General features: G+C 69.4%; 32 protein-coding genes and 2 pseudogenes. 16 read left to right on the top strand and 18 right to left on the bottom strand.

The annotated features are described in order from the left end of the window. The first annotated feature begins 212 nt into the window (after positions 1–212). The 3 genes and pseudogenes from ACWDZ7_RS31245 to ACWDZ7_RS31235 form a co-directional block, all read left to right on the top strand. Positions 213–629, top strand: coding sequence for an Hsp20/alpha crystallin family protein (locus tag ACWDZ7_RS31245; RefSeq protein ID WP_451801639.1), 417 nt, complete (start codon positions 213–215; stop codon positions 627–629). A gap of 67 nt (positions 630–696) precedes the next feature. Further along, positions 697–903 carry a hypothetical protein gene (locus ACWDZ7_RS31240; protein WP_451801638.1) on the top strand — a complete coding sequence of 69 codons (207 nt, stop codon included), beginning with the start codon at positions 697–699 and terminating at the stop codon, positions 901–903. A 200-nt stretch (positions 904–1,103) separates the two neighbouring features. Beyond that, positions 1,104–1,241, top strand: a pseudogene (locus tag ACWDZ7_RS31235) (sigma factor); the annotation flags it as partial. A gap of 224 nt (positions 1,242–1,465) precedes the next feature. On the opposite strand, the gene ACWDZ7_RS31230 reads toward ACWDZ7_RS31235, so the two are convergent. After that, positions 1,466–1,651, bottom strand: a complete 186-nt coding sequence (locus ACWDZ7_RS31230; protein WP_451801636.1) for a DUF4383 domain-containing protein — start codon at positions 1,649–1,651, stop codon at positions 1,466–1,468. 403 nt (positions 1,652–2,054) lie between these two features. Continuing rightward, positions 2,055–2,177, bottom strand: coding sequence for a hypothetical protein (locus tag ACWDZ7_RS31225; protein WP_451801635.1), 123 nt, complete (start codon positions 2,175–2,177; stop codon positions 2,055–2,057). Between the two features lie 384 nt (positions 2,178–2,561). Here ACWDZ7_RS31225 and ACWDZ7_RS31220 point away from each other — a divergent pair, with 384 nt between their 5' ends. After that, positions 2,562–3,317: a class I SAM-dependent methyltransferase gene (locus tag ACWDZ7_RS31220; protein WP_451801633.1), complete on the top strand. Its 756-nt coding sequence runs from the start codon at positions 2,562–2,564 to the stop codon at positions 3,315–3,317. A 686-nt stretch (positions 3,318–4,003) separates the two neighbouring features. Here ACWDZ7_RS31220 and ACWDZ7_RS31215 read toward each other — a convergent pair. Beyond that, positions 4,004–5,038 (bottom strand): RICIN domain-containing protein, encoded by a 1,035-nt coding sequence (locus ACWDZ7_RS31215; RefSeq protein ID WP_451801632.1) that lies wholly within the window; start codon positions 5,036–5,038, stop codon positions 4,004–4,006. A 660-nt stretch (positions 5,039–5,698) separates the two neighbouring features. Between ACWDZ7_RS31215 and ACWDZ7_RS31210 the strand changes: the two genes are divergently transcribed. From ACWDZ7_RS31210 to ACWDZ7_RS31200, 3 genes are read left to right on the top strand one after another with little or no spacing between them, the layout of a single operon-like run. Continuing rightward, the gene (locus ACWDZ7_RS31210; RefSeq protein ID WP_451801631.1) at positions 5,699–5,995 is read left to right on the top strand and encodes a hypothetical protein; all 297 of its coding nucleotides are present in this window, start codon (positions 5,699–5,701) and stop codon (positions 5,993–5,995) included. Between the two features lie 38 nt (positions 5,996–6,033). Beyond that, positions 6,034–6,330: a hypothetical protein gene (locus ACWDZ7_RS31205; protein ID WP_451801630.1), complete on the top strand. Its 297-nt coding sequence runs from the start codon at positions 6,034–6,036 to the stop codon at positions 6,328–6,330. After that, a complete protein-coding gene (locus ACWDZ7_RS31200) occupies positions 6,327–6,599 on the top strand; it encodes a hypothetical protein (RefSeq protein ID WP_451801628.1) in 273 nt (90 codons plus the stop codon). The genes ACWDZ7_RS31205 and ACWDZ7_RS31200 overlap by 4 nt, the downstream gene beginning before the upstream one ends. Before the next feature lie 523 nt (positions 6,600–7,122). Here ACWDZ7_RS31200 and ACWDZ7_RS31195 read toward each other — a convergent pair. The 3 genes from ACWDZ7_RS31195 to ACWDZ7_RS31185 all read right to left on the bottom strand — a co-directional run bounded on the left by ACWDZ7_RS31195 (position 7,123) and on the right by ACWDZ7_RS31185 (position 8,668). Then, positions 7,123–7,437 (bottom strand): hypothetical protein, encoded by a 315-nt coding sequence (locus ACWDZ7_RS31195; RefSeq protein ID WP_451801626.1) that lies wholly within the window; start codon positions 7,435–7,437, stop codon positions 7,123–7,125. Between the two features lie 276 nt (positions 7,438–7,713). Next, positions 7,714–8,133 carry a hypothetical protein gene (locus ACWDZ7_RS31190; RefSeq protein ID WP_451801624.1) on the bottom strand — a complete coding sequence of 140 codons (420 nt, stop codon included), beginning with the start codon at positions 8,131–8,133 and terminating at the stop codon, positions 7,714–7,716. Between the two features lie 109 nt (positions 8,134–8,242). Continuing rightward, entirely contained in the window at positions 8,243–8,668 is a 426-nt protein-coding gene (locus tag ACWDZ7_RS31185; protein WP_451801622.1) for a restriction endonuclease, read from the bottom strand. 771 nt (positions 8,669–9,439) lie between these two features. Between ACWDZ7_RS31185 and ACWDZ7_RS31180 the strand changes: the two genes are divergently transcribed. From ACWDZ7_RS31180 to ACWDZ7_RS31160, 5 genes are all read left to right on the top strand, one after another. Continuing rightward, positions 9,440–9,691, top strand: coding sequence for a hypothetical protein (locus tag ACWDZ7_RS31180; RefSeq protein WP_451801621.1), 252 nt, complete (start codon positions 9,440–9,442; stop codon positions 9,689–9,691). 42 nt (positions 9,692–9,733) lie between these two features. Further along, a complete protein-coding gene (locus tag ACWDZ7_RS31175; RefSeq protein ID WP_451801619.1) occupies positions 9,734–9,994 on the top strand; it encodes a type II toxin-antitoxin system Phd/YefM family antitoxin in 261 nt (86 codons plus the stop codon). Next, positions 9,991–10,236, top strand: coding sequence for a type II toxin-antitoxin system RelE family toxin (locus ACWDZ7_RS31170; RefSeq protein WP_451801618.1), 246 nt, complete (start codon positions 9,991–9,993; stop codon positions 10,234–10,236). The genes ACWDZ7_RS31175 and ACWDZ7_RS31170 overlap by 4 nt, the downstream gene beginning before the upstream one ends. Positions 10,237–10,691: 455 nt before the next feature. After that, on the top strand, positions 10,692–10,898 hold the full coding sequence (locus ACWDZ7_RS31165) for a hypothetical protein (protein WP_451801616.1): 207 nt from the start codon (positions 10,692–10,694) through the stop codon (positions 10,896–10,898). Positions 10,899–11,362: 464 nt separating this feature from the next. After that, a complete protein-coding gene (locus tag ACWDZ7_RS31160; protein WP_451801615.1) occupies positions 11,363–11,968 on the top strand; it encodes a dihydrofolate reductase family protein in 606 nt (201 codons plus the stop codon). A 174-nt stretch (positions 11,969–12,142) separates the two neighbouring features. Here ACWDZ7_RS31160 and ACWDZ7_RS31155 read toward each other — a convergent pair whose 3' ends face one another. The 3 genes from ACWDZ7_RS31155 to ACWDZ7_RS31145 are packed head-to-tail and all read right to left on the bottom strand — an operon-like array spanning position 12,143 to position 15,359. Continuing rightward, on the bottom strand, positions 12,143–12,901 hold the full coding sequence (locus tag ACWDZ7_RS31155; protein ID WP_451801613.1) for an ABC transporter permease: 759 nt from the start codon (positions 12,899–12,901) through the stop codon (positions 12,143–12,145). Further along, positions 12,898–14,427, bottom strand: coding sequence for an ABC transporter permease subunit (locus ACWDZ7_RS31150; RefSeq protein WP_451801612.1), 1,530 nt, complete (start codon positions 14,425–14,427; stop codon positions 12,898–12,900). The genes ACWDZ7_RS31155 and ACWDZ7_RS31150 overlap by 4 nt, the downstream gene beginning before the upstream one ends. Beyond that, positions 14,424–15,359, bottom strand: a complete 936-nt coding sequence (locus ACWDZ7_RS31145; RefSeq protein WP_451801611.1) for an ABC transporter ATP-binding protein — start codon at positions 15,357–15,359, stop codon at positions 14,424–14,426. The genes ACWDZ7_RS31150 and ACWDZ7_RS31145 overlap by 4 nt, the downstream gene beginning before the upstream one ends. Before the next feature lie 183 nt (positions 15,360–15,542). Between ACWDZ7_RS31145 and ACWDZ7_RS31140 the strand changes: the two genes are divergently transcribed. Together ACWDZ7_RS31140 and ACWDZ7_RS31135 are read left to right on the top strand one after the other, a co-directional pair. Then, positions 15,543–16,205, top strand: a complete 663-nt coding sequence (locus ACWDZ7_RS31140) for a response regulator transcription factor (RefSeq protein ID WP_451801609.1) — start codon at positions 15,543–15,545, stop codon at positions 16,203–16,205. Further along, complete coding sequence (locus ACWDZ7_RS31135; protein ID WP_451801608.1) at positions 16,202–17,407, top strand: sensor histidine kinase; 1,206 nt, start codon at positions 16,202–16,204, stop codon at positions 17,405–17,407. The genes ACWDZ7_RS31140 and ACWDZ7_RS31135 overlap by 4 nt, the downstream gene beginning before the upstream one ends. On the opposite strand, the gene ACWDZ7_RS31130 is transcribed toward ACWDZ7_RS31135, so the two are convergent. Then, positions 17,357–17,809 (bottom strand): hypothetical protein, encoded by a 453-nt coding sequence (locus ACWDZ7_RS31130; RefSeq protein WP_451801606.1) that lies wholly within the window; start codon positions 17,807–17,809, stop codon positions 17,357–17,359. The two genes, ACWDZ7_RS31135 and ACWDZ7_RS31130, sit on opposite strands and share 51 nt — an antisense overlap. 263 nt (positions 17,810–18,072) lie before the next feature. Here ACWDZ7_RS31130 and ACWDZ7_RS31125 point away from each other — a divergent pair, with 263 nt between their 5' ends. Then, positions 18,073–18,309 carry a DUF6415 family natural product biosynthesis protein gene (locus tag ACWDZ7_RS31125; protein WP_451801667.1) on the top strand — a complete coding sequence of 79 codons (237 nt, stop codon included), beginning with the start codon at positions 18,073–18,075 and terminating at the stop codon, positions 18,307–18,309. A gap of 265 nt (positions 18,310–18,574) precedes the next feature. Beyond that, entirely contained in the window at positions 18,575–19,627 is a 1,053-nt protein-coding gene (locus ACWDZ7_RS31120; protein ID WP_451801605.1) for an SMI1/KNR4 family protein, read from the top strand. Here ACWDZ7_RS31120 and ACWDZ7_RS31115 read toward each other — a convergent pair. From ACWDZ7_RS31115 to ACWDZ7_RS31080, 8 genes and pseudogenes are all read right to left on the bottom strand, one after another. Beyond that, positions 19,624–19,749, bottom strand: a pseudogene (locus ACWDZ7_RS31115) (IS481 family transposase); the annotation flags it as partial. The gene ACWDZ7_RS31120 and the pseudogene ACWDZ7_RS31115 overlap by 4 nt on opposite strands. A 394-nt stretch (positions 19,750–20,143) precedes the next feature. After that, positions 20,144–20,383, bottom strand: coding sequence for a hypothetical protein (locus ACWDZ7_RS31110; RefSeq protein ID WP_451801604.1), 240 nt, complete (start codon positions 20,381–20,383; stop codon positions 20,144–20,146). 55 nt (positions 20,384–20,438) lie between these two features. Then, a complete protein-coding gene (locus tag ACWDZ7_RS31105; RefSeq protein WP_451801602.1) occupies positions 20,439–21,788 on the bottom strand; it encodes a TRAP transporter large permease subunit in 1,350 nt (449 codons plus the stop codon). 96 nt (positions 21,789–21,884) lie between these two features. Beyond that, a complete protein-coding gene (locus tag ACWDZ7_RS31100) occupies positions 21,885–22,598 on the bottom strand; it encodes a molybdate ABC transporter substrate-binding protein (protein ID WP_451801601.1) in 714 nt (237 codons plus the stop codon). A gap of 55 nt (positions 22,599–22,653) precedes the next feature. Further along, positions 22,654–23,991: a 3-oxo-tetronate kinase gene (gene otnK, locus ACWDZ7_RS31095; RefSeq protein WP_451801599.1), complete on the bottom strand. Its 1,338-nt coding sequence runs from the start codon at positions 23,989–23,991 to the stop codon at positions 22,654–22,656. Then, positions 23,988–24,674 (bottom strand): aspartate/glutamate racemase family protein, encoded by a 687-nt coding sequence (locus tag ACWDZ7_RS31090; protein WP_451801598.1) that lies wholly within the window; start codon positions 24,672–24,674, stop codon positions 23,988–23,990. Before ACWDZ7_RS31090 ends, otnK begins: the two co-directional genes overlap by 4 nt. Further along, entirely contained in the window at positions 24,671–25,543 is an 873-nt protein-coding gene (locus tag ACWDZ7_RS31085; RefSeq protein ID WP_451801596.1) for a hydroxypyruvate isomerase family protein, read from the bottom strand. Before ACWDZ7_RS31085 ends, ACWDZ7_RS31090 begins: the two co-directional genes overlap by 4 nt. Further along, the gene (locus ACWDZ7_RS31080) at positions 25,543–26,589 is read right to left on the bottom strand and encodes a phosphoglycerate dehydrogenase (protein WP_451801594.1); all 1,047 of its coding nucleotides are present in this window, start codon (positions 26,587–26,589) and stop codon (positions 25,543–25,545) included. The genes ACWDZ7_RS31085 and ACWDZ7_RS31080 overlap by 1 nt, the downstream gene beginning before the upstream one ends. Positions 26,590–26,675 lie beyond the last annotated feature (86 nt).

Here is a 26,675-nt window from a genome sequence, read left to right as displayed (position 1 = left end):
AACCCTCTGGCGGTCCAAATCGATGCACGCCCGACCTCTCCATTCTCAGCCTCGCGTCCTCAGCTCGCGCGAGGACGTGCCGCCCTCAGCTTCTCTACCCACCTGCGCCACAACTTCTTTGAGTCGCACCTTGTCAACTTTACCCCTCCTGCGGTATATGGATGTTGTCGGACCTGAAGCCACGCGACGGAAGCGACGAGGAGGCGATGACCATGCTGATGCGTACTGAACCCTTCCGTGAGCTGGACCGATGGGCGCAGCGGGTATTCAACGGTGCCGCTGGCCCCGCCGCCGTCCCTATGGACGCTTGGCACGGGGACGGATCGTTCTGGGTGCACTTCGACCTGCCCGGTGTGGAGCCGGACTCCATCGACCTGAACGTCGAGCGGGACGTGCTCACCGTCCGGGCAGAGCGGAAGCCCGTGACCGGGGAAGGCAGTGAAGTCCTGATCAGCGAACGGCCTACGGGCACGTTCACGAGGCAGCTCTTCCTCGGTGAGACCCTCGACGCGGAGCACATCGAGGCGGCATACGACGCCGGCGTGCTGAGCCTGCGCATCCCGGTCGCCGAGCAGGCCAAGCCCCGCAAGATCGAGATCAGCGGTGGCCGTAAGGAACTGCAGTCCTGACCCGCACGCCCAGGTGCGGGCTCCCCCAGGAGGCGCGGAGCCCGCACCAGCCCGCCTGTACGGACACATGGCCACTGTGAAGGGAGAACGGATTTCCGCACTGACCTGGTTGCTCATACCGCTGATGACCGCTCTCGGCGCATGCCTGTGGGCCTGGTACACCTCGCGTCCGCACCCGGCCGACGTATGGACCGACGTGGAACGCCATGACCGGCTGCGCGCCGAATTCGCGCGTATCGTGGCGGGCCCGCGAGCGACGGACAGGTCCAGTTGAACGAACGCTGTCCTCGAAGCGCCCGGGCGGGCAGCGCCGCCGGGGCCTCGACGGTCACTGCATGCACCGCCGGCATCAGCGGCGCCTTCGACGCGGTTCGTCCGGGGTGTCCACCGCCCGGCGCGGATGGGTCGCCCTGATCAACATGTGTGTGCCTCCCGTCGGCCCTGAGCGGCAACGCCTGGTCGAGCAGTTGGGCCAGGCGTGGCTTGGTGCAGGCGTGGCTTCCCACAGCCCACCGTCTTGCAGGCAAGTTCCGCGACCGCGGTGAGCCCCTGGAAGATCTGGAGCAGGTCGCGGCGCTGGGTCCAGTCAAGGCCATCGACCGCTACGCCCCAGGTCCGTGACACCACGTCCTTGCAGTGCAGATCGAGGCCAGCACCTGGGTACAGCAGTCGGTCCCGTCGTTCGTCCAGCACGCCTCCAAACGGTCGTCGCAGGACGCGGGCCCAGAGTTCCGTGCCCGGACAGCCAGGCACGAACTGGGCCGTGCCCAGATACCCCGTCGTCCTCACCCTGCAGAACACGGCAGCTCCTCGGGGTGGACGTCGCCCAGTTGTTGTCACCTGGCCGCAGTGGTGCGACGGGTGAGCAGCGTGCCCGCTGCGATCATTCCGATGCCGAGTGCGAAGTGCAGCCAGTCGTCGGCGTTGTTCAGCGGTACGAAGTTGGCGCTGCTGTGGTGGTCGATGATCAGGCCGTAGAGCCACAGCACCAGGTAGACGGCGCCGCCGGCCAGCAGGAACATGCGGGCTCCGGAGGCTGGTTCGGGCCATGGCCAGGCCCGCGACACCGAAGGCCAAGTGCACATTCTCGGCGTCAGCACTACCCTTTTAGCCGAACGGTCGCGCTGGCAGCGGGAAATCACAGCCCGCGAACGCGCCGTTAAACAGCAGCTTGGTCCGGGCTCACGCTTGTCCGTGCCCCTGTCCCGCCCGTATTCCGTGGGTGCCGGCACATTCCCGCAACGCCGACACCCACGGTCGGACTGCACCGGCTGCGGAGGGGAGCTCGACACGGCCGGAACGTCCTACCCCCACCCTCCTCCCTCGGCAGGGGCCAAAACGGGCCGGGACAGCGCATTTCCTCTACGCCGGGACGCACAGGCCCGGTCTCCACCCTCTTGGCATGCCGGCTTCATCAGCGGCTTCTCAACGCCCGGCGTGCAGGTGCGCCTGGCGGGCAACGACCACGCCACGCCAGCGGCTGCGGGTGTCCTGTTCACTGTCGAGCCACCGCACTGCCCAGGCCTGCTCGACAGACATGTCGGCCATGAACTGGGCCATGTCGACGAAGCAGGCGTGATCGCCGTCGGACGTCTTCCCGTAGACGGGCGATCGTGGCGTTGGCGTGCAGTGCGGTGTGATCGTCAAGGACGGCCTGGCGGAAGGCGCAGGCCAGCTCGATGGCGGGTGTCGCAGGCGAGGCCAGCAATATCAAGTTCGGTGCGCAGCGTGGCGATTTACTCGTCGACGCTGTCGCTGTCGGCATCGCGAATGCGTTCGGCCACAGCGTCTCCTCCCCCAGGTGCACCTCGCGGCCAGCGAAGTCCCACCGGGCGGCGAGCGACCGCCCCTGCTCCGACTGTCCGGTATACCCGGTAACAAGCCGTGGAGCTTTGAGATGCGCGCCTGCTGCGAGGCTGCGACCCTCGGCCCATGGCAGCTTTCGATGATCTCCTCGCAGAAGGGCAGGCCGTACCGGTCGAGGGTTGGGACTTCTCCTGGTTTCAGGGGCGCGGCACCGAACAGCGTCCTTCATGGGGATACTCCCGGCTGCTGGCTGACCGGATGGCCCAGGCGCAGGCCGGGCTCGACATTCAGACGGGGGGAGGTGAGGTTCTCTCCGGTATCCCCGTTGTCCCTCCCGTGCTGGTCGCGACGGAGGGATGGCCCCCCAACGTCGCTGTCGCCCGGCGTCAACTCGCCGCCCTGCAGGCCGACGTCGTCCAGGCCGGCAACACTGCAGATCTTCCCTTCGCGGACAACTCCTTCGACCTGGTCGTCAGCCGCCACCCCAGTGCCATCCGATGGGACGAAGTAAGCCGGGTGCTGCGCCCGGGCGGCACCTACCTGTCCCAGGGCGTCGGCTCGGCCAGTGTCCGTGAACTCACCGACTTCCTCAAAGGGCCGCAGCGCGCCGACCTGGCCATGAGCGCCATGACGGCCGCAGCCTCAGCCGAACAGGCCGGACTCGACGTCGTCGATCTGCGCCAGGAAGCACTGCGCATGGAATTCTTCGACATCGCCGCCGTCGTCCACTTCCTGCGCAAGGTCATCTGGATCGTCCCCGGCTTCACCACCGACACCTACCGCACCCAGCTCAGAGAAATCCATGACTTCATCCAGCGGCACGGACCCTTCATCGCACACAGTCAGCGCTACCTCATCGAAGCACGCCCCGCACACCGCTGACATATACCCAGATCGCCGAGGTGCTGGAGGTGCTGGAGGTGCCGCAGCCGGCCCCCGCGTGGCGTTCGAGTGCACCTGCTGTTGCTTGACTCTGTCGGGGATCTTGGAGTCGCCGAGGCCAGCTGCCCAGGGTTGGCCCAGGACCTGGGCCGGGAAATCCCGCGCTGGTCGAGGTAGTTCTGCGAGGCCGTCGGTCGGCGGGGTGTGGGGGCTTGGGCTTCCCCGGTTGGCGGCAGTCCGCGGAGGCGCTCGATGTTGACGGCGATGGCAGCCGGGACGTGGTGATGTCTGGGAACTGCACGCAGCTCGGCTGCTTCGAAGGAAAAGGTTACGGAACACCCGCGGGACAGACTGTCGGCGCCCTGGAGTTTCGGCACCCCTCGTCAGCCACCCCGAAACCGGGGGCCAGCTGGCGGGGACACTCTGCAGGTAGGGCTGCGCAAGCTGGCCGGAGATGAAAACTCAAACTCAAACTCAGGCCAGGCCACGGCGGCACCGGCTGCTTGGCACCTCCCGTTCTCGGAAGGCCAGGAGTACTCGCTCATGCGCTGATCATGGCACGGCGAAAGCTGCCTCCTGAACGTGTCGCGAGGCGCCGGTCATGACCGGCCGGACAGCTTGGTCGGCTCGCTGGCAGCGGTGTTCACCGTTCAGCAGTGGAGGCGGCATCACGTCAGGCGGAGGGCTCACCAGTCGCTGTCCTGGATGGGCTCCAGACGCCACATCTGGTTGTCCCAGCCCACCCAGTCCCACTGCTGGACGATCGCGCCGTTGTCGTTCTTCGCGGCGCCGCCGTCGACGTCCAGCACCTTGCCGCTGTGCTTGGCCACCAGGCGGTGGTAGCCGTCACCCACCGGCTCGATACGCCACTTCTGGTTGTCGCCGTTCACCCAGCTCCACTGGTGGACACGAGCACCGTTGCGGGTTTCGTCCGGCCCCCCGCTGACATCCAGCACCCTGGTGCTGTGCTTGGCCACCAGGTAGTAGTAGCCGTCGCCCGCCGCATTGATGCTCCACTTCTGGTTGTCGCCGCCCTTCCACTCCCACTGGTGGATGCGCGCGCCGTTGCCGTTCGTCGCGGCGCCGCCCGCGACGTCCAGCACCTTGCCGCTGTGCTTGGCCACCAGGCGCGCCCGCGCGGGAAGCTCAGTCTTCGGCTGCCCCTGGGGAAGGTCTTCGTCCAGCGCCTCGACCAGGGCGACGAACATGCTGTGCCAGACACCGTTGCCGCGCGCGGTTTCGTAGGCGGAGCCGCGGACAATGCGAGCGTTGTCGCCGTCGTAGCCGTGCTGGGTCAGCAGCGTGCGGATCTCCACCTCGTTCAGATCCAGCAATTCCTGATCCTCGACCGAGTCGCATTTGTTGTGGAGAACGACGAGCGGAACACCGGCTGTACGGGCCAGACGCACATGCTCACGCGTCTGGGACGTGACGCTGTCCAGCGCGGAGACGACCAGGATCGCGCCGTCCAAGGTCTGGGTCCTCAAAAGACCGGGGACCTCGTCGGCGGGGCAGTCGAGGTGGCGGTAACGGCGCCGGGACGTCTCGTACCCGAAGCGGCGCATGCTGGTGCCGTCAGTCGCCTCCCCCGCCTGAGCGCCCGTGGCCTGCGAGAGCATCCTGACCAGCGCACTGGCCATCGTGGTCTTGCCATGGCCGGTATCCCCCAAAGACGCAATGGTCAACTCGGGCTTGCCACCCTGGAATCCGTCGGCGGCCACGGCCGCTCCTTTCTGCCGACTGCGTACACAGCAGCGGCGGCGACAGGATCCCCGTCGCACACGGCATCCACAAGACCGCTCGGGCACTTCGAGCCACCCGCCCGGTACTCCGGCAACTCGCTGACGGAGTGCCGGGGGCACCGCCCCGGACCGGCCATCCCACAGGAACCCCGCGGACAAGCCCCAGCGGCCGGCAGTGACGAGGATGGGCCAGTGGCTCATGCGGAACATCGTGCCGTGCACAGGGGGCGGCACGAGAGGGAACCTCCCTCTTCTGGCGCTGCCTAGCGAATGTGCTGTGTGACGTGCGGGCCTCACAGGTACTGCTGCTGGATCCAGTAGCCGAGCAGGCCGGACGCGGCGGTGCCCAGGCCATAGCAGAGCCCCTGGAGGGCGTGGGCCGCGGCGGTGCGGTGCAGCCGGTGCAGCCGTTTGGGCGTAGCCAGGGCGCGCGGTGTGCCGGTGGGCGGGCGGGCGACGTCCGGCCGATGCTGCCCGCCGCCGGGGCCTCTCCCTATATAGGGCCCGCACGCTCACTGAGTAGGCCATGGACTTGTTGCCCACCGGTGCCGCGCCGCCGGGTGTCGCTGGACGTGCCGAAGCCCTGGCCAATGCCGCGTGCGAGCTGCCGCCGCCGGCGCCCCGCCGTGCCACTGGAGTTTGGACGCCGTCGAGGACGCGGTCGAATCAATGGAGACCGCCGCGCTCGCCCTGGCGGCCGCGCACCCCGATGCCACCGCGGCCATGTTCGCCATCAGTCAGCAGCCGACCCGGTTCCGCGAGCGCCTCGGCCTCCCGCCCGGCGAACACGCAGCCGCCGACCCCGACGAGGACGAGCACCAGGAGCAGCTCGTCGCGCCACCGACCCCGCTCCGGCTCCGGCGTGAGCGGCGCGGCCTCGGTCCTGGGTATCAGGGTGTGCGGATTCCGCCGGGACGTACCGCGTCCGGGCGGTAGGCGAGTAGCGTCGACATCGCAGCCAGGAGGAGATCACCGTGACCGCACAGCCCGACCATCCGGCCGACCGGCCCGGTTTCCACCCGCCCATGGGCACGCTCGCCGAGCTGCGCGAAGCGCTCAGCACCTGGGGCTTCCCCGTCGACCGCCAGCGGTTCGAGCAGGAGCTGGACGCCCTCGACCTCGACGACCTCACGCAGGCGCGCGAGCTCACCCAGGCCTACCGCCACCGCGTCCAGCTCCGCTACGACCCCCAGGGCATGGCCGCGCTCGCCCGCACCACCGACGACGTCGAGGACGAGCTCCGCCGCAAGCTGGAGGAGGCCGCCCGGTGACCCACGCGTTCTACAGCGACGCCGCCGAGAAGATCCGGCGGGAGCTGTCCCGCAGCGAGCAGGCCGCCGTCGAGTCCGTACGCCGCGCGCTGGAGGACGACCCCACCCCCGCGCATGCCCGCGGCCTGCCGCTCGCCGACCCGCGCAGCGAGTCCTACGTCATCGAGTTGCTGCCCGAGCAGAGCGGCGGCCGCGGCATCAGCATGGTGTTCCGGCACTCCCAGGAGCTCGACGCGTGCCTGATTCTGTGGCTGACCGCAGGGCCATAGACCATCGACGTCCCGGCGAACACCAGCCCAGACACCCCCTCCCCCTGAGAATCACAATCAAGAAGGTGACGGCTTATGGGGCATCGGTCGGTGACCCCCGCCTTTTCTCTTTGCCGTGGGGACGTCGGCGCCGCCGCACTGGTTAAGGGCGCTGCCAAGGGGCAGTCCGGCAAGGTTTCCGTTGGCCGCGCCAGTGCCCTGCGTGGTGGATACGCTGGCGTGGGCCCCGTTGTTGAGGTTGGCGCAGCTGACGCCAAAGGCGGGGAGAGGAAATCACCGATGCCGCCGGCGGAGACGGGGGTGGCTGTGCCCAATCCGACTCCCACCACCGCCGCGGTGAGGGACAGGGCTGTAACTGACCTCCGTGTGATCATGCCTGGGCAACGATGGCGGCCGGGGAAGCGTCACGCGTATACGGCGTCCCGGGGAAGTCGAGCAGCACGCCTTTGATCGCCATGCCGCGATCCTCCGGGGCCGCCGAGGGCCCGGTCAAGCACCACCCGCCGGGCGCCCCGTGCCTCGTTCACCAATCGGCGTGCCAGTACCAGGCGTTGCTGCCGACGCGCACCGGCGAGGCGCCGCCGGTCTCCACCCAGGGTTCGCCGAAGCTCTGGTAGCGGAGATCGAACGTGCGGTCGTCCGCACGGCTGCGCAGAGTCTGGTGGTTGATTTGCTCACTGCTGTCGAACATCACCTTGTGGGCGGCGTCCATCTGCACGGCGCGGCGGCCCGGCACCACAACGACGTCGAAGTCCGTGCCGATCAGCGTCCAGTCCGTCTGCTGGTCGGACTGCGGGTTGTCGAGCTGGTTCTGCAGGTAGTACGAGTCGGGCCGCATGTGGACGCGATCCGCACGTCCTCGCCCTCCGGGTCGCCGACGCCCCCACTGCGGGAAGCCTCACAGGTTCCCGGCCGCGGCATCCAGAATGTCCCAGACCATCTGCTCCGCGTGCTCGGGCAGGGCATCGAGCACCTTCGCGGCCGGAGGCGACAGCCGGACCGCCGGGTGCGGAGGCCGAGCGGGTCCAGCACCCCCGCTCCACCCCTGATCGGGCGGGTCCCATCTGTCGGCCTCTGCCGATACCACGCCTTGAAGGTCAGCAGTTGTCCGCGACTACTGGACCCGACCGCAGCCGTCGACGACGCCGCCGCTGTGTACGTTGCAGATGCGGAAGCGGACACCGCGTACGTCCGTGTCACCCAGATCGCGCGTGAACGTCTCGCCGGGATTGACCCCGGCATAGGTCTTCCAACTGCGATCCGTGGTGTGTGTCGTCGAGCGCTGCAGGACGCCGGCCGTGAAACCGGCAGGACACTTGGACGGGTGGTTGACGAGCCGGGCGCTGCCCCACGTGCGGTACAGGTCCATGCCGGCGTTCGTGAGTTCCCAGCCGTAGGTGCCGGTCACCGTGGTGCATCCGCGGTAGCTTGCGCCGCTGATCGGCCCCTGTGCCGCGCTCGCTGCGGACGGGAGTAGCGCAAGGCCGGTGGCCGCCGCCGCAGTTCCCAGGAGCTTTCCGATGGTACGAGACACGCTCTCCTCCAGTTGATTGCCGGGACACTGGCCCGCTTGTCTGCCGGGCAGGCCAGAGCTTGCGATGGCGAGCTGACGAAGGTCAACGGGAGTTGCCTGTCCCGGACAGTCAGCTGTCTGTCCGACCTGGTCGGGGTCTTGTCCGGATTTCTGTCCGGCCGCGTGCGACGCGGGCGTGCCCGTTCAGAGCCTGATTTAGACGTTCGTAGAGGACCCGCACGAGACGGGCGCGGTTCTGGGCGCAGCCGGCGGTGCCCTCCAACGGTGCGGACAGGCGTCCGCCGGCTGCACGCAGGACGACTTCGGCGAGCGCGACGCGGCCGTCGTTCTTCGGCAGGGCGGCGGCGTGGCGCCGGACGTCGGCGGCGACCGCACGGGCGTGGCCGGTCAGCTGGAGGGCGATCTGCTCGTAATCGCGGGGTGTGCGGTGCGGATCCGTCCACGCGAGAACGGCGGTGAGGAGCGCTTCGTACCGAGCGCGGTCCAGGGGGAGTTCGGCCTCGATCAGGCCGCCCCCGCAGACCGGACCGTCCACCCCGTGTCCCGGTGTCCCACATCCCGCGAACACCGGGGGGACCCGCTCAACACCCTGGTCACAGCTGGGGCAACACCAACCGGGACACACACGCGGGACACCGACCGGGATACCCGGCAGAGGACCGCTTGCCGCCCTCTGGACGCGCGCTCTTGGCGGCTCGCCCTGCAACTTGCCCAGTGAATACAGATGACGCCCGCACAGTGAAAAAACCTGCCGCCCATCAGTAGACACTGGGAAACCAGCGCACCCCCCGCCGAAACCGGAAGGGGGTGCGGGAAAAGGAGCGTCACTCGCTCTCCTTCGCCAACCGCGCCATCTCCTCGGCGTAGCGGCGCGTGGCCTCCTGCTGCTCCTCGGCCGCGCGCTGCAGCGCCTCCATGATTTCTTCCAGGGTCTGCTCGCTCATCGGTTGATCTCCCTCGTCGTTGTTCAGCGGGTGGTGTTGATCCGGTCGATCCCGATCTCGACCTCGATGGAGTCGAGGTACAGCATGAGGCGGCCCTTGTCGTCGCTGGAGGTGGTGGGCGTGACCTTGCGCAGGATGCTCAGCGCTTCAGACAGCCGGTGCTCGTTCTCGCTCGACGCGGTGATGCGGTGATGCGGTGATGCGGTCGGACATCATTGCCCCTCTGTTGGTGCAGGTCAGAGGCATGGTGGCGGCGCCCTTCCGTCGTGGCCGGGGTTTGCCTTTCCGGACACCGGAGCAGGGCTCTACTTCTCGGAGTACAAGACAGCTTCTCAGGGAAGTGGAGCGTTATGCTGCCCAGCATGGAAATTCCGGAGAAAGCACAGGCTGCGGCACTCCAGACCCTCGCCGACCTTGGCGCCAAGCGCGCCGACCTTCTGCAGCAGGCCAAGGAGCTCTTGCCGCAGATCCAGGCCGCAGCCCTGGAGGCCGACCGGCTCGGTGCGCCACGCTCCCGCGCCCAAAAGCTCAGCCGCATCAGCCCGGCCACCTACTACCGATGGCTGACGGACCCCGCGAGTCGAGACAGCCAAGCCAACCCAGCAGAAGACTGAGCAGGACAGCCGTCATGTGCACACTTGCGTAAGCTGGTGTGCATGACGGAGACGAGCTATTCGATCGTGGAAGCGCGCGCCCGCCTAGGCGCCATCGCGCGGGAGGTCAGCGCTACCCGGGAGCCGGTGGCCATCACCGACCACGGGCAGACCGTCGCCGTACTGGTCAGCCCCGCCGACGCCCTGGAACTGCGGGAACTGCGTGCGCTGGCCGCTTACCGCGCACGCCAGGCCCGCGGGGAGAACGCCAGCGTCTCCCATGAAGAGGCGTACCGCCGGGTGTTCGGCGGAGCTGAGGCGTGAGCTACGAGGTCATCTGGGAACCAGAGGCTCTTGCCCAGGCGGAGCAGTTCGCCAAGGACGACCCCGAAGGGATCCGTCAGGTGTTCGCCACCGTCGACCGCCTCACCGCCGACCCACGTCCCAAGGGAGCGTTCGGCAGCGCCGACGTGCTACGCGTCCACGTCGGCGGGTACCGCGTGATGTACGAGATCAACGACCAGCAGATCCGTGTCAGCGTGATCCACCTGGGACGCGTGCGCTGAACAGCCGAAGGGGCGGCCCAGATGAGGCCGCCCGTTCAGCGTGTGGAGCCAGGGACGGGCTCTCCACACTGAGACGCAAACCCACTCATGTGGGTGATGGCGGGATGCAATCACCGGTGAGATGGTCCGCCAAAAGCCTGGTAACGAGCGCCACAGACGTCAGTTGACGGCCCCGGTTCGCATCGCGCGTCCGGGGCCGCGCGTTGCGGCGGCAGGCCACAACCGCCCCACACTTCGCGGTGCGGTGGCGGTGAGGTGAGGCCACGTTCGCTCTACGTCCAGGCTTCCGGCGGCCTGGGCACCCCCTACGCCCGGGCGGCGACGGCCTCGTTGCAGGAGTCTTTGGGGTTGTGCAGGGCGGTGGCGGCGGTGTGATCCAGGACGACCGCGATGGGCGCCATTACGCGGCGGCTCCGCCCTGGCGGGCGCCGAGGCCCTCCAGCAGGGTGCGAGCTTTGGCCTCGACTTCGATCGAAGCCTTCGACACCGCGGCCGCGCTCACCGCCTCCGAGCTCCTGCGCGCCGGGCACTCCTGGGCGGGCGTGCACGCCATCCACGCGGCCCGTCCCTCCGCGGCTTTCCCCACCGGCCGCTTCCTGCTGACGCTCACCCCCGAGGCGTACGAGGGCACCGGCGTCAGGGCCGTCCACCCCGACCGGTAGCGATGAGGCGTGTCCCGCGCTGGACTTGGCGCCCAGGGCGCCGGCGAGCTCGGCGCGGGCCTGCTCGGCGCGCGCCTCGAACTCCGAGGCGGTGGGCCGCGCCTCGGCGAGTTCCTCAACGAGGCCGCGGATGGTGGTGCTCTGCTCGGCCGCGAGCTGGGCCAGGCGGTCCCGGGTGGAGCCGCTCACCTTGATGCTCGTTTCGTCTGCCATCCCCCCTCTACCGCCGGTAGAGGATATGCCGTGCCCCAACGCCACAACGCTGTGGTCGGGCTTCAGTTGCCCCTGAGCGTTGTACTTGGCCCGGCTGAGCGTGACGGTTGGCCCGGGCCGTTCGCGGGTGGCGCTCCGCCGATCTGATCGGCTGCAGCGTCATGGGTTTTCTCGTTACTCCACAGTGCGGCCGATGAGTTTGTGGCTCCCGGCCGGTCCAAGCTCGTGACACCCCAGGAAAGGACAGCGCCATGTCGGAGCTTCTTGTCGACTTCATCACCTCCCTCGACGGCCACGCATCGGGAGAGGGGTGGCCCGGGTTCTGGGGCCTCGAGGGCCCGGAGTACCTCGCATGGCTCGGCGAGCAGCCCGAGGCCACCTACCTGATGGGAGCGAACACCTACCGCCTGATGTCGGGCTTCGCCGCAGGCGAGGTCCCAAATGGCCAAGACGAGTTCAGGCCCGAAGAAGAGGCGTCCGTCGACGAGCTCACGCAAGCGTCCAAGGTGGTGTTCTCCTCCTCACTCGAGGAGCCACTGACGTGGGCCAACTCCACGCTCGTCCGCGACGACGCCGTCGAGGCGGTCCGCGCCATGAAGTCGAGTGGCTCGGGGCTCCTCAGCACAATCGGCAGCCTCAGCCTGAGCCGGTCCCTGCTACGAGCCGGACTCGTCGACCGCTTCCGGGTCGTGATGTTCCCGGTGATCACCGGGGCCACGGGCGAAGAACGCATCTACGACGGCTATCCGGACGTCGCCCTCGAGATGATCGAGCACCGCACCTTCGACGGCCGCGTCCAGCTGGTCGAGTACAAGCCCCGCGTGCTCAAGCACCCGCCGCTCGGCGTCCCTGCGTGACGTCGCCCCGCCGGCGCCGGTCTGGACGGCCGCCAGGCCGACGCCGGCGGCGCGGAACCGTCCGGAAATGCCCGCACTGCGATCAGCACGTCACCATCGTCGCCGTGCTGGCCACCCCGCACCCGATGCCAGAGATCCTCATCACGGGCGGAGTGAACGGGCCGGGGAGGGCGTTCAGGCATCACGTATGCGCAGCAGCAGGCCGCCGGCCAACAGCGCCGCGGCGGCCCACCCGGCGGTCACGCTGAGGCCGGCCCAGGGGCTGATGGGCAGGCTGCCGAGACCGGTGGTGGCCTGGATGGCGAGCCCGGCGCTCATCGGTGCCATCTTCTCCAGCAGTTGCTTCCAGTACGGATCGCTGATGGTCTGGGAGACTATGGGGACGATGTAAAGCAGGCCGAGGACGACCCCCGTGCTGGTGGCTGAGTCCCGCACGGCGGTCGCGATGCCGAAGCTCAGAAGCCCGGTCAGAATCAGGTAGAGGACCGTCCCGAAGACCGCGCGCAGCGTCGGCCCGTCGGACAGGGACAGGGCCTGGTCGCCGAGGTCGGGCAGGATGAGCCGGCCGGCGAGCACCGACCCGAGGACGGCGACCGTTCCGCCGACGGCCACGACGCCGGTGAGAGTAAGGGCCTTGGCCGCGAAGGCGGCGGCTCGCCGCGGCACCGCCGTCAGGGTGGTGCGGATCATGCCCGTACTGTGCTCCCCGCTGATGATCAGCACTGCCAGGATGGCGACCAGAGCCTGGCCGATGTAGACGCCCATGAGGGTGAGCCTGGTCGTGTCGCCGCCGCAGCCGCTGGCCGTGCAGTTCACCACCGAGGTCGCCACGCTGCTCAGGGCCACCATTGCCGCGACGGTACCGAGCAGCAGCCATAGAGAGCTGGCGACGGTCCGCATCTTCGTCCATTCCGCGCGCAGTGCCAGTCTCATGCGTCCCTCCTGTTGAGAAGGGCGGCGGCCACGGCCAGGCTTGCCACCGCATAGCCGGCCAGGACTGCGAACCCGGCCCATGGCGCCAGCGGGTAGTAGCCGTAGTACGGCGTGTAAGCGCTTGCGACCTGGTCATATGGCTCAAGCGTCTGCTGGACGGCGAAAGCTGCGCCCGGCGTCACCGTGGCCACCCCCTTCGACACGCCTGCGGGCATGAACGGGATGGCGATCAGGATGTAGGGCAGCACGATGGCCACGATGACCGTGGTGACCGCGCCCGCACTGTGCCGGAAGAGGGCGCCGACGGACAGGGCCAGGACCGAGGCGGTCGCGAGCAGCGCCGCGGTCCCGAGTGCCACCCGCAGTTCGGTCCAGGACGACACCGGGAAAATGTAGACGCCGTTGCCCCGGGCGAGCCGCTCACCGAGCGGAGTCGCGAGGAGCGCCCCTACCAAACCAGCGACGAAGGTGACGGCCCACAACACGATCGCCTTGGCCACCAGCACCCGGCTCCGCCTCGGACTCGCGGCGAGGGTGAGGTGGATCATCTTGTTCCGGTACTCCTCGGTGATGAACAGCGCCCCCACGACGATCACCGTGATCAGCGCGGCGAACGTGCCGGCGAGGATGTCCCGGAGGAGCCCGCCGGTCGGCAGGCTGTCGCGGACAGCGGGCGCTATGTCGCCGGCACCGGTCACCGTGAACCGGGCGCCGGATCCCGTGAACGAACCCGAGGCGTTCTCCGGGTAGCCGGCGAAGCTGGGGGATGTGGCTCCCACCTGACCGCCTGTCCAGTTGCCACCGGCCCAGCTCCCTTGGGTACGAAGATCCCCGAAGGTGGCTGTGGACACACTGGCGGCGGTGCCCCCGCCGCCCACGGCAGGCGGAGAGGCGACGAACAGCCCCACCTGCGCGGTCGATCCGAGCCCGCTCGCCTGCGCGGTGCCCACCTTGGTCCATTTCGTGCCGTCGGTTGAGGCATAGCCGGTGATCGTGTCGCCCGAGCGGTCCAGCCGCAGCCAGCGGGGGGACTCGGCGGAGACCGGACCGGGGGGGCCGGCCGTGTCGTCGACGTAGCCGTCCTGCATCCGCACGCCGTGGCTGCCGGTGGCCATGATCGCCGCGTAGGGTGATCCCTGGCGGGTGCTCCCCTTGATGATGAGCCCGGCCTTCGCCCACGGCACGGTGCCGGGCCGCAGGTCCCCGGGGCCTTTGGGGATGCTGCTCTTGAGCGCGGAGACGGAGACGGTGATGCTGCCGTTTCCGGTGAGCGGCTGGTGCACGAAGTAGAAGCTGTCGGTGACCGGTTCACCGCCCGGTCCGATCGGAACGGGCGGTGAACCCTTCTGGTTGCTGCTGACGCCGACGAGCAGGGCGAACAGCACCATCATCAGTGCCGCCGCCAGCATGCCGGTCACCCAGCCGCGGACGGTTCGGAACTTGGTCCACTCCGCGCGCACTACATGCGCGAAGCTGTTTCCCCCGTCCCGCTGCCGGAAACGGGACGGCGTGAGCGTGGCGGTCACTGCGAGACCTCCGTGGGCGTCGCGGCGCGGAACTCGACCGACCCGCCAGTGAGTTCCAGGTAGACGTCCTCAAGGGTGGCGCGGTGTGCCGATACCTCGGAGAACGGCACCGCGCTCTGGCTGAGGAGCGTCACGATCCGTTCCGCGGGCAGGCCGGAGACGGTAAGGGTGTCGTGGCCCGTGGCCGCCACGCTCGCGTCGGCATGCGCGAGGACCCTCATCGCGTGCGTCCTGGCCGTGGTGCGCAGGGTCACCCGGTTCCGGGAGGCGGCCGCGATGAGGTCGGCCATGTCGGCGTCGGCGACGGCTTTGCCGCGCCCGACCACGACGAGGTGATCGGCTGTGTCCTGCACCTCGTTCATCAGGTGGCTGGAGACCAGCACGGCGCGGCCATGCGCGGCCAGCGACCGCAGGAATCCGCGCATCCAGATGATGCCGTCGGGGTCCATGCCGTTGAACGGCTCATCGAGCATGATGATCGGCGGGTCGCCCAGCAGGGCTGCGGCGATCCCGAGCCGCTGCCGCATGCCGAGCGAGTAGCCGCCGGCCTTGCGCCGGGCTGCCGGGACCAGGCCGACCTGCTCGATCACCTGGTCCACCCGCCGCGCGGCCAGGCCCTGCGTGTGCGCCAGCCACAGCAGGTGGTTACGCCCGCTGCGGCCGGCGTGCAGAGCCGCGGCGTCCAGCAGTGAACCGACATGATTCATCGGATGCCGAAGGCTGTGGTACGGCTTGCCCTCGATGAGTGCGGTGCCCTCATCGACCGCGTCCAGGCCGAGGATCACCCGCATTGTGGTGGACTTCCCGGCCCCGTTCGGCCCCACGAGACCGGTCACCACACCCGGACGGACGGTAAAGGACATGCCGTCGAGGGCCAGCGTGGCCCCATATCGCTTGCGCAGTCCGGCGACGACTATCCCTGGGGCGCTCATCGCAGCGGGCTCACGGTTCGAAATGCACTCATGCCGACGGTTGTACGCGGCACCCGGTTCCAGCCCGGTTGCAGCCGCTGCGACCCGGCTGAGACCTGGGATCTGGCATCGTTGGCGCATGCCACCTCGACCCGCGGACCGGTTCGGCCGCCCCGCCCGCACGACGACCGGCGGTGGGGGACGGTGAGGGTCCTCGTCGTCGAGGACTTTGAGGTCCTCGCCCGCTCCATCGGCACCGGCCTGCGCCACGAGGGCATGGGCGTCGATGTCGTCCTGGACGGGACCGCCGCCCTCGATCATCTGGCCGTCACCCGCTATGACGTGGTGATCCTCGACCGCGACCTGCCCGGCGTCCACGGGGACGAGATCTGCCGACAACTCGCCCACGGCCGCTGCGCGACGCGCGTGCTGATGCTCACCGCGTCCGACACGATCGAGGACCGCGTCGTCGGGCTCAGCCTCGGCGCCGACGACTATCTGCCCAAGCCGTTCGCGTTCGCCGAACTGGTCGCCCGCGTCCGTGCCCTGGCCCGCCGCGCCACTCCACCGCTACCGCCCACCCTGGCATGCGGGGACATCGCTCTTGATCCGGCCCGCCGCGTCGCATTCCGGGCCGGCCGGCGCCTCGAGCTGAGCCCCAAGGAGTTCGCCCTGCTCGAATGCCTGCTCGCCGCACCCGGTCTGGTCATCTCCGCCGAGGAACTGCTCGAACGCGTCTGGGACGCGGCCGCCGACCCCTTCAGCAGCGCCGTCAAGCACACCATGCACCGGTTGCGGGCCAAGCTCGGCGACCCGCCCGTGATCGAGACCATCCGCGAAGCCGGCTACTGCATCGGACCGTCATGACGACCCAGCAGCTCGCCAGAAGGTCCCTGCAGACACGGCTCGCGCTGGCCTACGCGGCGGGCATCTACGCCGCCGGGGGCTTCGTCCTCGCCGTCGTCATCGTCCTGCTCGCCAGCGTCGATGCGGCCACACCCGAAGGCCACCCCGCATCGAGCGTGACCACCGGAAACGGGCGCGGGATCAGCCTGTCCCACCTCCTCACAGGATCCGCCGTCGCCCTGGTCATTCTGATTCCCGTCGCCCTGGCACTCGGCTGGTTCGTCGCCGGCCGGTTCCTGCACCCGCTACGCGCCATCACCGCCACCGCCAAAAGCATCTACGTCGGCAACCTCCACCGGCGCCTCGGCCTCGGCGAGCCCACGGACGAGCTGACCGAACTCGGCTATACCCTCGACGACCTGTTCGCCCGCCTTCAAGCCTCCTTCGACGCCCAACGCCACTTCGTCGCCAACGCCTCCCACGAGCTACGCACCCCCCTCGCCGGCCTGCGCACCCTCCTCGAAGTCGCCCTCGCCGACCCCGACGCCGACACGGACACCCTGCGCTCGGCATGCCAGGAAGCCCTCGCCCTCGGCGAACACCAGGAACGGCTCGTCAAGGCACTCCTCATGCTCGCCACCAGCGAGCGTGGAATCTCTCGTTGGGAGACCCTCGACCTCGCCCAGGTCGTCGAAGGAGTGCTCGCCTCCCGCCGCGGCCAAGCAACAGACAGAAGCATCGACCTGGCCGAACACCTGACGCCCGCGGTGACGGCCGGGGATCCAAGGCTGGTCGAAAGCCTCGTCTCCAACCTCATCGACAACGCCATCCGCCACAACCACTCAGACGGGCACGTAGAGATCACCACCCAGAACTCCGGCACCCAATCGACCCTTACGGTCACCAACAGCGGACCAGTCATCCCCGACAACCAGATCCAGCGCCTCTTCCACCCCTTCCAGAAACTGGCGCCCGATCGTCACGGCCACCGCGAGGGCTACGGTCTCGGCCTCGCCATCGTCAACGCCGTCACCCAAGCCCACCACGCCGCCCTCACCACCACCGCACCCCCCAAAGGCGGCCTGTCCATCACCGTTCGGTTCTCGCACACATCCCATCCAAACCTCCGCCGGGGGGAAATTGAGGGCCTGTCAGTCACCGGCGGGATGCGCTCAGCGGAGGATCCGGACGATGATGACGCTGGCGCGCTGGGGAGTCCGTGACGTCCCTGCCGCCGTGCGCTGGAGGAGGCCGGTGCTGACGGCCAGGTGATCGGGACCGAGCGCGGATCTCTGACTGACCAGCAGGTAGGAGTTGACCGAAGCAGGCCAGTGCCGGTGGTGGTCGGTCAGCCACTCCATGGTGAGCCGGTGTGTGAACTCCTCCGGATAGAGGGTGTGCCGCAGTAGTCCGCGGCGGATTTCGAGCGTGCCGCGGGCGATGTCCAGGTTGCTCGTCAGGATCATGCGGATGTCGTTGCCGGGCACGGCATGGACGGCGGCCAGCGCGATGACGAGGCGCCCGAGCGGGGTCTTGGCCCGGTCGAGCAGGCCGACGAGGCGGTCGCGGGGAACGGCCCGCGGAATCCCCTTCAGGTCGCCGACGGTCAGGTGGCGCGCTTTCATCCAGTGGCACCGCGACGCCGACCGTGACCCCGGGGCACTGCCCCAGCTGTTCGAGGACTGGGAGACCGAGACCATGGACGCCCACGGCTGGTCCCGCGCCCCACAGCCCGAAGCCCCGCCCAGCCCGTCGGCCCGCCTGAGCCTGGTACCGCGCGGACAAGGCTGAGCGCACGGACGACGAAGCCTCCGGGGCGGACAGACTCGACCGCGAGCCGTACGAGAGCCTCGTCAAAGCCGTCCTCGCGTGGACCGGCGAGGACACGCTGACGACCCACGACTACGAGCAGATCGCCCCCCAGCTCACCGGCCACGCCCACGCGCTCGCCGCCGACGTCCGCCGCCGCGCGAACCAGCTGCCGAAGGACAGCGGGCCCAAGGCGCTCGCCAACGTCGTCGTGCGCGAGGTGGACGGCCGGCTGTCCGCGACGCTGGAGGGCACCGTGCGCTGCGCCCGGAACCGCGCTCGCCTGGCCCCGCGCGCTCTACGAACGCACCCTTGAACCTGACGTCACCAGCAAACCTCTGGCATGAGCACGTGCACGCCGTTGGCGTCGCTCGCATGCAGTGCTTCGCTTCCTGGCGTACTCGCCGCTGAGGGGCGGCCCGCCGCCACAGCTTCATGCTCATTCGAGACCGCCCTATCTGGCGGTCCTGGATGGCGCTCGGGCCCCGCTGTGTGATGGGTCGGGGCGCCATGCGAGCGTGGTGACTATGACCACTGACACACCAGCAGATGTGCGAGTCACCCGGGCATGGAGCCGGATCGTGGAATGGCTGGCAGAGTACGCCCCGCCGTCGTACGCGGCCCTCAAGCCCGGCGCATCCGACGACGAGATCGCGGCCTTGGAAGAAGCCCTCGGCGTGAGCGTTCCGGAGGAGTTGAAGGCGCTGTGGCGGCTGTCCGCCGGTGAGGACGGCGTAAACGGCTCGGGTCTCATGCTGGGCGACTGGGCCCTGATGCCGTTCGACGCCGTGATCGAGGTCTACCAGATGCAGATGCGGTTCCAGGAGGGGGACGGCGAGGACGACACCGTGGATGAGGACGCCCTGGTGCTGTGGAAGCCATCGTGGATACCGTTCTGCTCCCTCAGCCCCGGCGACACCGTCTACGGCCTCTACCTGAACGGTGAGACCGGGGAGGTGTGCAAGTGGACCAGGTTCGCCGAGCGCGAGCGGGAGTACGAGTCGCTGCCCGCCTACCTGGAACTCATGGCGGTCAGCCTGGAAGCCCCCTTGGCGGCGGCCGGCCCGGAGAAGCCCGGCATGATGGGCGGCGCCCTGGTGTGGGGACCTCCTCCGGACGAGGAGCGCGGGGACCGGTGGGAGCGCCACCTTGGCCAGGCCCCGCCGCGCCATCCCGCGAAGACTCTCGGCGCGATCCGGGAAGCCCTGCCCGGCGATGAGCGTGAGGAGTTCGACGAGCAGCGCGACGCCTGCGACCTGGCCGATCCCGCCGTCGCCGCCTTCCGGGACCACTGGTGGGAGCGTGCCGTGCAGGGCCAGGAGGAACTGGAGGGCCAGGTTGCCGCCGCGCTGGGCGGGAACGTCCTGGTCCAGCCGGGCCACAAGCTGGCGCCGGAGTACGAGGCGACGCTGCCGCCCGCCATCCGCCGCCTCCCGCCGTCCCGGGACGACATCCGCGCCGCCTTGCGCCACGAGAACGTCCGCGCACGGTTCAACCGGGAGTTCATGGACGCGGTCCCGCCGCACTGGCCGGCGCTGCTGCTGCGGTGGTGGGACATCGCCCGACTGATGGCCGACCCTCGCGGCGACCGGGCCGTGCGCGCTGTCATCAACGGCCGCCGCACCTCGGACTAGATGTAATGACCCGCAGTGTTGTCCACGCGGCTGATGGGTGGCTTGCCTCCAAGGGCGGTGTGGCATCGGTGGTGGTTGTAGGTGTGCAGGAAGTCTGCCAGGGCGTCGGTGCGTTCGGTGTTGCCGATCGTTTACTGATCTCTTCGGGGTGTTGTCGGGCAGGGTGACGGATGGCGATCCTTGCGGTAGGCCGGTGGCATGCGGTATGCGGTGTGCGCAGGGTGGCGGGCTGACCGCCGAGCGTCAGCGGTTTCGTGAGCGGATCCGGTTCGAGGCCGGTGATCCGTGGCAGTGGTCGCAGAGCATCCGGCCGACCGCGTCACCAACCGCTCGCCTCCTCCGACGGGCTTCGACATCGAGCTGCACTCGACCGCACACCGCCGCGCCAGCTGACCTGCCGCGGTCTCAGCATGAGTTCGGCCGTCGTCTACGAGGTCACCTCGATCCGCGACACACCTTGCTCCGTTCGCCACGCGTGACCGGTGCGAGTAGTCAGTCCTCCAGTTACTCCTCCAGTCACTCCTCCAACTCGCCTGTATTTCCCCGCCCTTTCCGCGTGTAGAGCAGCAGGAAGGCGAAGATTCCGGCCAGCCCGGCCAGGATGCAAGCGGTGTCGGCGACTCCGCCGCCGAAGGCCGTCATAAGTGAGGCGGAACCGACGGCGATGGCCACTGTCTGGCCCGCGACCACCACGAAACCGGCCAGTAGGAAGAGGGCAACCAGAACGCGCGAGGCATTCAGGCAGAACATATACATCCGATACTCCTTACCCGAGCCACCCAGCACGTCCCGAACCACCCGGCTCACCGGCTCACCCGGGAATCCATATCGCCCCAACCGCCATCAGCACGCCGATGAGATAGGACGGCACGAGGTAATACAGCGTCACCGGAACGAAGATCCGTACCGGATTGATGTCGGCGATTCCGGCAGCCACATACAGCGGTGCGGCCCCCGGCGGCGAGCAGCCCTCGGACGAGGCCCACACGATGATCGCGGCGAAGGCGATGTACGGCGCGACGTCGGCCGCCGTCAGCGCGGCGAAGGCGACCGGCCCGACCGCCGCCAGCGTCGATGTCGTGTTGAGCGGACCGGCGACGATCACCACGACCAGTCCGACGACGAGCGCCGCGACGATCTGCGGAACGTCTTCAAGGCTCCGTAGAACCGGGGCGAGCTGGTCACCGATCCCCAGGGTGTGCAGCACGTTGGAGGCGGCGAAGGCCGAGATCATCGTGACGCCGATCAGCCCGAGCTTGGGGCTGATCTCCGACAGCAGCGTCCACCATTCACCACTGGCGCGCGGCAGCACCCGCCGCTCGACGACAAGTCCGGCGAGCAGCATCACCACCGGCAGCCAGACCAACAGCGGTACGGCGTCGGCGGCTTCGAGCCCGCCAAGACGCTCCCCGACAATGTCGCTGGTCGGCGAGGTCGTCAGTACGATCGGTGCCGCGAGGGCAGCCAGTACGACGAGCGAGGTCCAGCCCGCCGCGAACGACTGCCGCAGCGGGTGGATGTCCTCCTCGGCCATCGCGCCCACGCCGCGCCGTCTGACGATGACGTACGCGATGACCAGACGCATCACGACCATCCAGGCACCGGTGACGAAGAGCGTGCCGACCACGTCCCGCGCGCTGAGCACCGGCAGCACGGTCGGCGCCGCGAGCAGGATGAAGAACGCGCCGCTGAACGGGAAGGTGGCGCCGACGCCCGCGTTCCCGGAGAGGACCAGCGCCGCGGTCTCGCCGCTCGCCTTCGAACGCTTCATCCACGGAATGGTGATGGACCCGACGGTCGCCACGATCGCCGCGCCGTTGTGCGCCACGGCACCGAAGAGACCGGCCGAGACCGTCGCCGCGTAGGCGGAGCCACCCTCGCGGCGGCCGAGGAGGGAGCTGAGAATAGCGATCATCCGCTGCACGAGCCCCGTCCTGGTCAGCAGTTCGCTGACGAAGACGAAGGCCAGTGCGGCGAAGGTAATGTCCGACTTCAGCCCTTCGACGAGGGCGTCCCCGGCGACGCGCGGCGCGTCCGTACCGGCGAACGCGGCGCTGGTGAGAAAGCCGATGACCATGGCCTCGCCGATGTTGCGCTTGACCCACACATTCCACACAACGATGGCCCCGATGAAGGTGACCAAGGCGAATATCGCGTTCATGGGCGCCTGCCGCCCCGGCGGCACAGTGGACAGTGAACCCCGGGCAGTTCAGTCCAGCGGTGATACGTCCTGTCAGCCCAGCGGTCATACGTCCTGTCAACCCAGCGGTGGTACGGCCAGACCCGCATCGCGGTACGCATCCCCGGCCTCCTCCCCGGTGAGGAACGAGTGCAGTGCGCGGGCCTCGGCCCGTGCGACGGCCGCCGTTCCCAGCGCGGCCGAGACTTCCGTGAAGTGCTGCGCTCCCTCCGGCAGCGGCCCCACCACCTCTGCCTCTGGTACGAACAGCAATTCGCTCATCTGCTGTACGGCCAGATCGGCCCTGCCGTCGACCACGGCCAGCGCGGTGAAGCCCTTCTCCACGACCGTGGCCCGCGCGTTCACCTCGTCCGCTATGCCGAGCCGTTCCAGCAGCCCGGCGAAGTAGACCCCGCTGGCCCCGGTGCGCGAGTAGGCGACGGAACGGGCCGAGCGCAGCACCGCGATGAGGGCGTCGACAGTGTCGATGGCGGGTTGGCCGGCACCGGGCGGCGCGGCCAGGCCGACCCCGACCCGGGCGAGGACCCGTACGGAGCCTCTGTCGATCACACCCAACTCGCACAGTGCGGGAAACGAGCCGGTCACACCGACCATGACCTCCGGCCGGGCGCCCTCCTCGATGCGCTGCAACAGCACGTTCGTCGGGTCGTAGACCCCTTCGACGGTGATACCGGTCTTCTCGGTGAACTTGGTGAGAATGACGTCGTCGAGGGCTTTCTTCACCGCGAGCGCGCTGAAGAGGGACACCTTGTGCGGTGTGTCCGTGGACATCTTTGCCCTTTCGCCTGAGCTTGAGTGGAGTGGGTGTGCGCACCGGCCCGACCGCTCACGCGACCCCCTCGGCGGAGGCGTCGACGAGCAGACCCGGGCCGCCGAAATTGCCGGACTTGAGCAACAGCGAGAGGGGGCGACGACCACCCAGCGGATGAATCCACGGCACTCCCAGCGCCGCCTCCGCACCGACCCGCGCGCCGATGACCCCGAGGGCGGCGACCACCGCCCCTGACGTCTCGCCCCCTGCGGCGACCAGTCGGCGCACCCCGCGCCCGGCGAGACCGACCGCGATCAGCCCGGTCGCCTCCTCCAGCACGGCCGCCGACCGCTCCACACCCAGCAACCGCTGGACTTCGCGCAGGCGTTCCGGGGCGAGGGAGGAGTACAGGACGGGCGCGCCGCCCCCCGCGGGCAACTCGTCGTACCAGGCGAGTGCGGCATCGGCGAGCGCGACCGGATCCGGTACGGCCACCGCGTCCAGGTAGTACGAGGGCCTGCCCGCCTCGTCGAGAGCGGCGAGCTGTTCCAGGGTGCGGCGGGAGCAGCTCCCGCTCAGCACGGCGGCCGGCCCGTCAGGCGTCCCCCCGGCGTCCCCAGTGTCCCCGGCGCCCGGAGCCTGCCCGGCGCGCTTCTCCGCGTACGCACGGGCCAACCCGGCGGCCAGCCCCGCTGCACCCGCGACGAGCGGCGCGTCCACGAAGGCCCGGCCCAGCGTACGCAGGTCGCTCTCCTGTGTGCCGTCGGCCAGCACATAGCGCGCGCCCCGCACTCCGGCGGCCGTCAGTGAGGCGCGTACCGCCGCCCGGCCCTTCCGTACCGTAGGAAGACCGATCAGCGAGATCTGCTCGCGGGTCTGGGCGCGCAGCAGCCGGGGCAGATACGAGTCCGTCATCGGGGTCACCGGGTGGTCCCGCATGTGCGACTCACCCAACAGGACGCCGTTCACGAACAGATGACCCTGGTACTGGGTCCGCAGGTGTGCGGGCGAACTCGGCGTCAGCGGTACGGGGCCCGCTCCCGTCGCGTGCGCCAGCGCGTCCAGGACCGGGCCGATGTTGCCGCGCGGCGTCGAGTCGAACGTCGAGCAGAACTTGAAGTAGAGCTGCCCCGCGCCCTGTGCGCGCAGCCATTCGCACGCCTCGGTGGACGCCGCGACGGCATCCGACGCGGGGGCCATCCGGCTTTTCAGCGCCACCACCAGCGCGTCATGCGGGGGGAGTTGGGGAGCGTAACCACCCTCGCTCGTACCCTCACCCTCAGGCACCCTGAAGAACAACAACGTCCGCAACCCGGCACGGCGCAGTGCCACGGCGACATCGGTCGCGCCGGTGAAGTCGTCGGCGATGACCCCGAGAGGGCCTCGCGGCGGGTGAGGTTCGGTCACGGTCATGCGGGCCTCCCCGTGAGGGTCGTGCGCAGTGACATGGCAGCGGCCTGCGGGCCGGAGACGACGGGTAGACCCAGCGCGGCGGACAGCGGCGCGGCGGCGGGCGCCAGCGAGTACTGGGCGAGCAGGACGGCATCGGCGTCGGCCGCGTACGCGAGACATGCGTTCCGCAGTACGTCGGCCAGCGCGGCCGTGTCGTTCCTGCGGGCCGCGTCGAAGGCGCCGGGTGCGACCACGCCGACCGGCTCCGTCGCCGAACCGGCAGCCCTCACGGCGGCGGAGAAGCGGGCCACCGAATCCCGCATCGCCGCCTCGAACGAGGCAAGCACCAGCACCCGGCCGAAGCCCGAGGACAGCGCGCGCGTGAAGGCGGCCGCGTCGGGCGCCAGCAGCGGGACCCGCGCCTCGACCTCCTCGGAGACCGGACCGTACAGCGAGCAGGTCAGCAGCACCCCGTCCGCCCCACCGTCCAGCGCATACCCGATGAGCCACCGCATCCGCTCCCTGAGGGCGGGCGGCAACGGCCCCTCAGCCGGCGCGTCGGCCAACAGCCGGTCGTCCAGCAGGTTCCAGGGCTCGGCGGCCGGAAACTCCTCGGCCAGCCCCGCGACCGCCGGGGCGACAGCGGCGGGGGTGGCGCTGATCAGTGCGATACGCGGCGCGCGGTCCGCCTTCCCGCCGCTCATCGGGGCACTTCCGGCCCGGGGTGCGCCGAAGCCGTTCCGGCCTGCTCAGCGATCCACGACAACCCGTTGACCGTGCCGTTCGCCGGGCGGTACTCGCAGCCGATCCAGCCCGCGTATCCGGCCTCCAGCAGTGTGCCGAAGACGCGCGGCCAGGCGATCTCGCCGCTGCCGGGCTCCGTCCGGTCCGGCGGGTCGGCGATCTGGACGTGCCGCACCCGGGGAAGGTGCTCGCGCAGCGTCGCGACGAGATCACCTTCCTGGACCTGTACGTGGTACACGTCGAGCAGCAGCCCGAGCCCGTCTCCATCCCCGTCGCCGCTGCCGTCCCCGTGCCCGCTGAGTTCGGCGAGCGCCTCCAGGACGGCGGCGGCCCGCGCCTGGGTGTCCGGCACAAAGCCGGGCGCGTCGCGGCCGTTCTGCGCCTCGAGGATCAGACACACTCCGGTGCCCCGCGCCCGCTCGACCGCCCAGGAGAGGTTGCCGACATAATGGGCGAAGGCGCGGTCGTCACTGACGCCGGGCGGCCGTACCCCACCTCTCACGTGCAGGAAGTCGCTGCCCAGCTCGACCGCGTAGTGGAGGCCGCGCTCCAGGTCGGAGCGGAAACGGTCCGTGTCTCCCGGAAGAATGGCCGCGCACCCCCGCTCCGGTGAACCGGGCTCACTCGCCGGGGTGTTGATCAGTACCTGGTGCAACCCCGCGTCGGCCAGGCGTCTGCGGAGTCCGGTGGCCGGGTACGGATAGGGGTCCGCGTACTCGACACCGGTGAAGCCCGCGGCGGCCGCGGCGTCGAAGCGCTCTTCGAAGGGGACCTCGGTGAACAGCCACTTGAGGTTGGCGTCAAAACGCAGCCCGTTCGGCGCCCGCATCAGTGCGCTCCGAAGTGCGCTCCGACATGCACTCCGACGTGGGCCGCGGCGTTCGCGTACCCGGGGTTGACCAGGTGAGCGGGCGAGCGCCCGGCGAGCACGTCGATCACCTGCCGGGCCGCCATGGCACCGGACCTGGCGCGCGCCTCGCGGGTGGCGGCACCGATGTGCGCGGTGACCAGCACGTTGTCGAGCGCGCGAAGCCTGCTGTCCGCCGGAAGCGGCTCGTGCTCGGTCACGTCCAGTGCGGCGCCCGCGAGTCGACCACCCTCGATCGCGTCGGCGAGCGCGTCCTCGTCCACGACCCCGCCCCGCGCGGTGTTGATCAGATACGCGTCGGGTTTCATCCGGCGCAGCGCGGCGGCGTCGATCAGATGGCGGGTGTGCTCGTCGAGGGAGATGTGCAGGGTGAGGAAGTCCGCCTCCGCCAGCACGCCGTCGAGGCACCGCGCCCGGACGCCGGTCTCGGCGAGGAAGTCCTCGTCCAAGTGAGGGTCGTGGGCAACGACCCGCATGCCGAGCGCGAGTGCGGCGCGGGCGACGGTCTTGCCGATGGAACCGAGGCCGACGACGCCGAGCGTCGTGCCGTGCAGCTCACGCCCGCTCTCCTGCGTCCAGCCGCCGCTGTGCACGGAGGCGATGTTCTGGGGAAGGCGCCGGGCGCAGTTCAGCATCAGCGCCAGGACGTGCTCGGATACGGATATCCGGTTGGCGCCGGGGGTGCAGGTGACCGCGACGCCCTGCCGGGTCGCCGCCGCCACATCGATGTTGTCGTAACCGACGCCACAGCGCCCGAAGACCTTCAACGCGGGTGCTGCCCCGATGACGTCGGCGGTGAAGGGGTCGGTGCCTGCGACGATGCCCGCCGCGTCCGCGACACACTCCGCCAGAGTGCGTCCGGTGGCCTCGCGGTCGGCGCGACGGGCGAAGACCGTGTCCAGGCCCGCGTCTTGGAGCATCCGGTCGACTTCGCCGCCGGGTTCGAGATAGGGCGTCGTCACGAGGACACGGGGCGGGAGTTCGTACGGGGACAGGGGCTGCGCCATGGGGAAGTCCTCTGTTCTGCTCAGCTCTGCGCTTATGCGTCCAGTGGTCCATCTCCGAGCCCAAAACTATAGTATAGGTTCTACCT

This window comes from Streptomyces sp. NPDC003032 (assembly GCF_053591415.1).
This window is presented reverse-complemented; position numbering and strand designations above follow the sequence as displayed.

Coding starts and splice junctions, on each gene's coding strand:
- ACWDZ7_RS31245 (WP_451801639.1), top strand. CDS start 213: ATGCTGATGCGTACTGAACCCTTCCGTGAGCTGGACCGATGGGCGCAG.
- ACWDZ7_RS31240 (WP_451801638.1), top strand. CDS start 697: ATGGCCACTGTGAAGGGAGAACGGATTTCCGCACTGACCTGGTTGCTC.
- ACWDZ7_RS31230 (WP_451801636.1), bottom strand. CDS start 1,651: ATGTTCCTGCTGGCCGGCGGCGCCGTCTACCTGGTGCTGTGGCTCTAC.
- ACWDZ7_RS31225 (WP_451801635.1), bottom strand. CDS start 2,177: ATGGCCGACATGTCTGTCGAGCAGGCCTGGGCAGTGCGGTGGCTCGAC.
- ACWDZ7_RS31220 (WP_451801633.1), top strand. CDS start 2,562: ATGGCAGCTTTCGATGATCTCCTCGCAGAAGGGCAGGCCGTACCGGTC.
- ACWDZ7_RS31195 (WP_451801626.1), bottom strand. CDS start 7,437: ATGCGGCCCGACTCGTACTACCTGCAGAACCAGCTCGACAACCCGCAG.
- ACWDZ7_RS31180 (WP_451801621.1), top strand. CDS start 9,440: ATGGAAATTCCGGAGAAAGCACAGGCTGCGGCACTCCAGACCCTCGCC.
- ACWDZ7_RS31175 (WP_451801619.1), top strand. CDS start 9,734: ATGACGGAGACGAGCTATTCGATCGTGGAAGCGCGCGCCCGCCTAGGC.
- ACWDZ7_RS31160 (WP_451801615.1), top strand. CDS start 11,363: ATGTCGGAGCTTCTTGTCGACTTCATCACCTCCCTCGACGGCCACGCA.
- ACWDZ7_RS31155 (WP_451801613.1), bottom strand. CDS start 12,901: ATGAGACTGGCACTGCGCGCGGAATGGACGAAGATGCGGACCGTCGCC.
- ACWDZ7_RS31145 (WP_451801611.1), bottom strand. CDS start 15,359: ATGAGCGCCCCAGGGATAGTCGTCGCCGGACTGCGCAAGCGATATGGG.
- ACWDZ7_RS31135 (WP_451801608.1), top strand. CDS start 16,202: ATGACGACCCAGCAGCTCGCCAGAAGGTCCCTGCAGACACGGCTCGCG.
- ACWDZ7_RS31130 (WP_451801606.1), bottom strand. CDS start 17,809: ATGAAAGCGCGCCACCTGACCGTCGGCGACCTGAAGGGGATTCCGCGG.
- ACWDZ7_RS31110 (WP_451801604.1), bottom strand. CDS start 20,383: ATGTATATGTTCTGCCTGAATGCCTCGCGCGTTCTGGTTGCCCTCTTC.
- ACWDZ7_RS31105 (WP_451801602.1), bottom strand. CDS start 21,788: ATGAACGCGATATTCGCCTTGGTCACCTTCATCGGGGCCATCGTTGTG.
- ACWDZ7_RS31100 (WP_451801601.1), bottom strand. CDS start 22,598: ATGTCCACGGACACACCGCACAAGGTGTCCCTCTTCAGCGCGCTCGCG.
- otnK (WP_451801599.1), bottom strand. CDS start 23,991: ATGACCGTGACCGAACCTCACCCGCCGCGAGGCCCTCTCGGGGTCATC.
- ACWDZ7_RS31090 (WP_451801598.1), bottom strand. CDS start 24,674: ATGAGCGGCGGGAAGGCGGACCGCGCGCCGCGTATCGCACTGATCAGC.
- ACWDZ7_RS31085 (WP_451801596.1), bottom strand. CDS start 25,543: ATGCGGGCGCCGAACGGGCTGCGTTTTGACGCCAACCTCAAGTGGCTG.
- ACWDZ7_RS31080 (WP_451801594.1), bottom strand. CDS start 26,589: ATGGCGCAGCCCCTGTCCCCGTACGAACTCCCGCCCCGTGTCCTCGTG.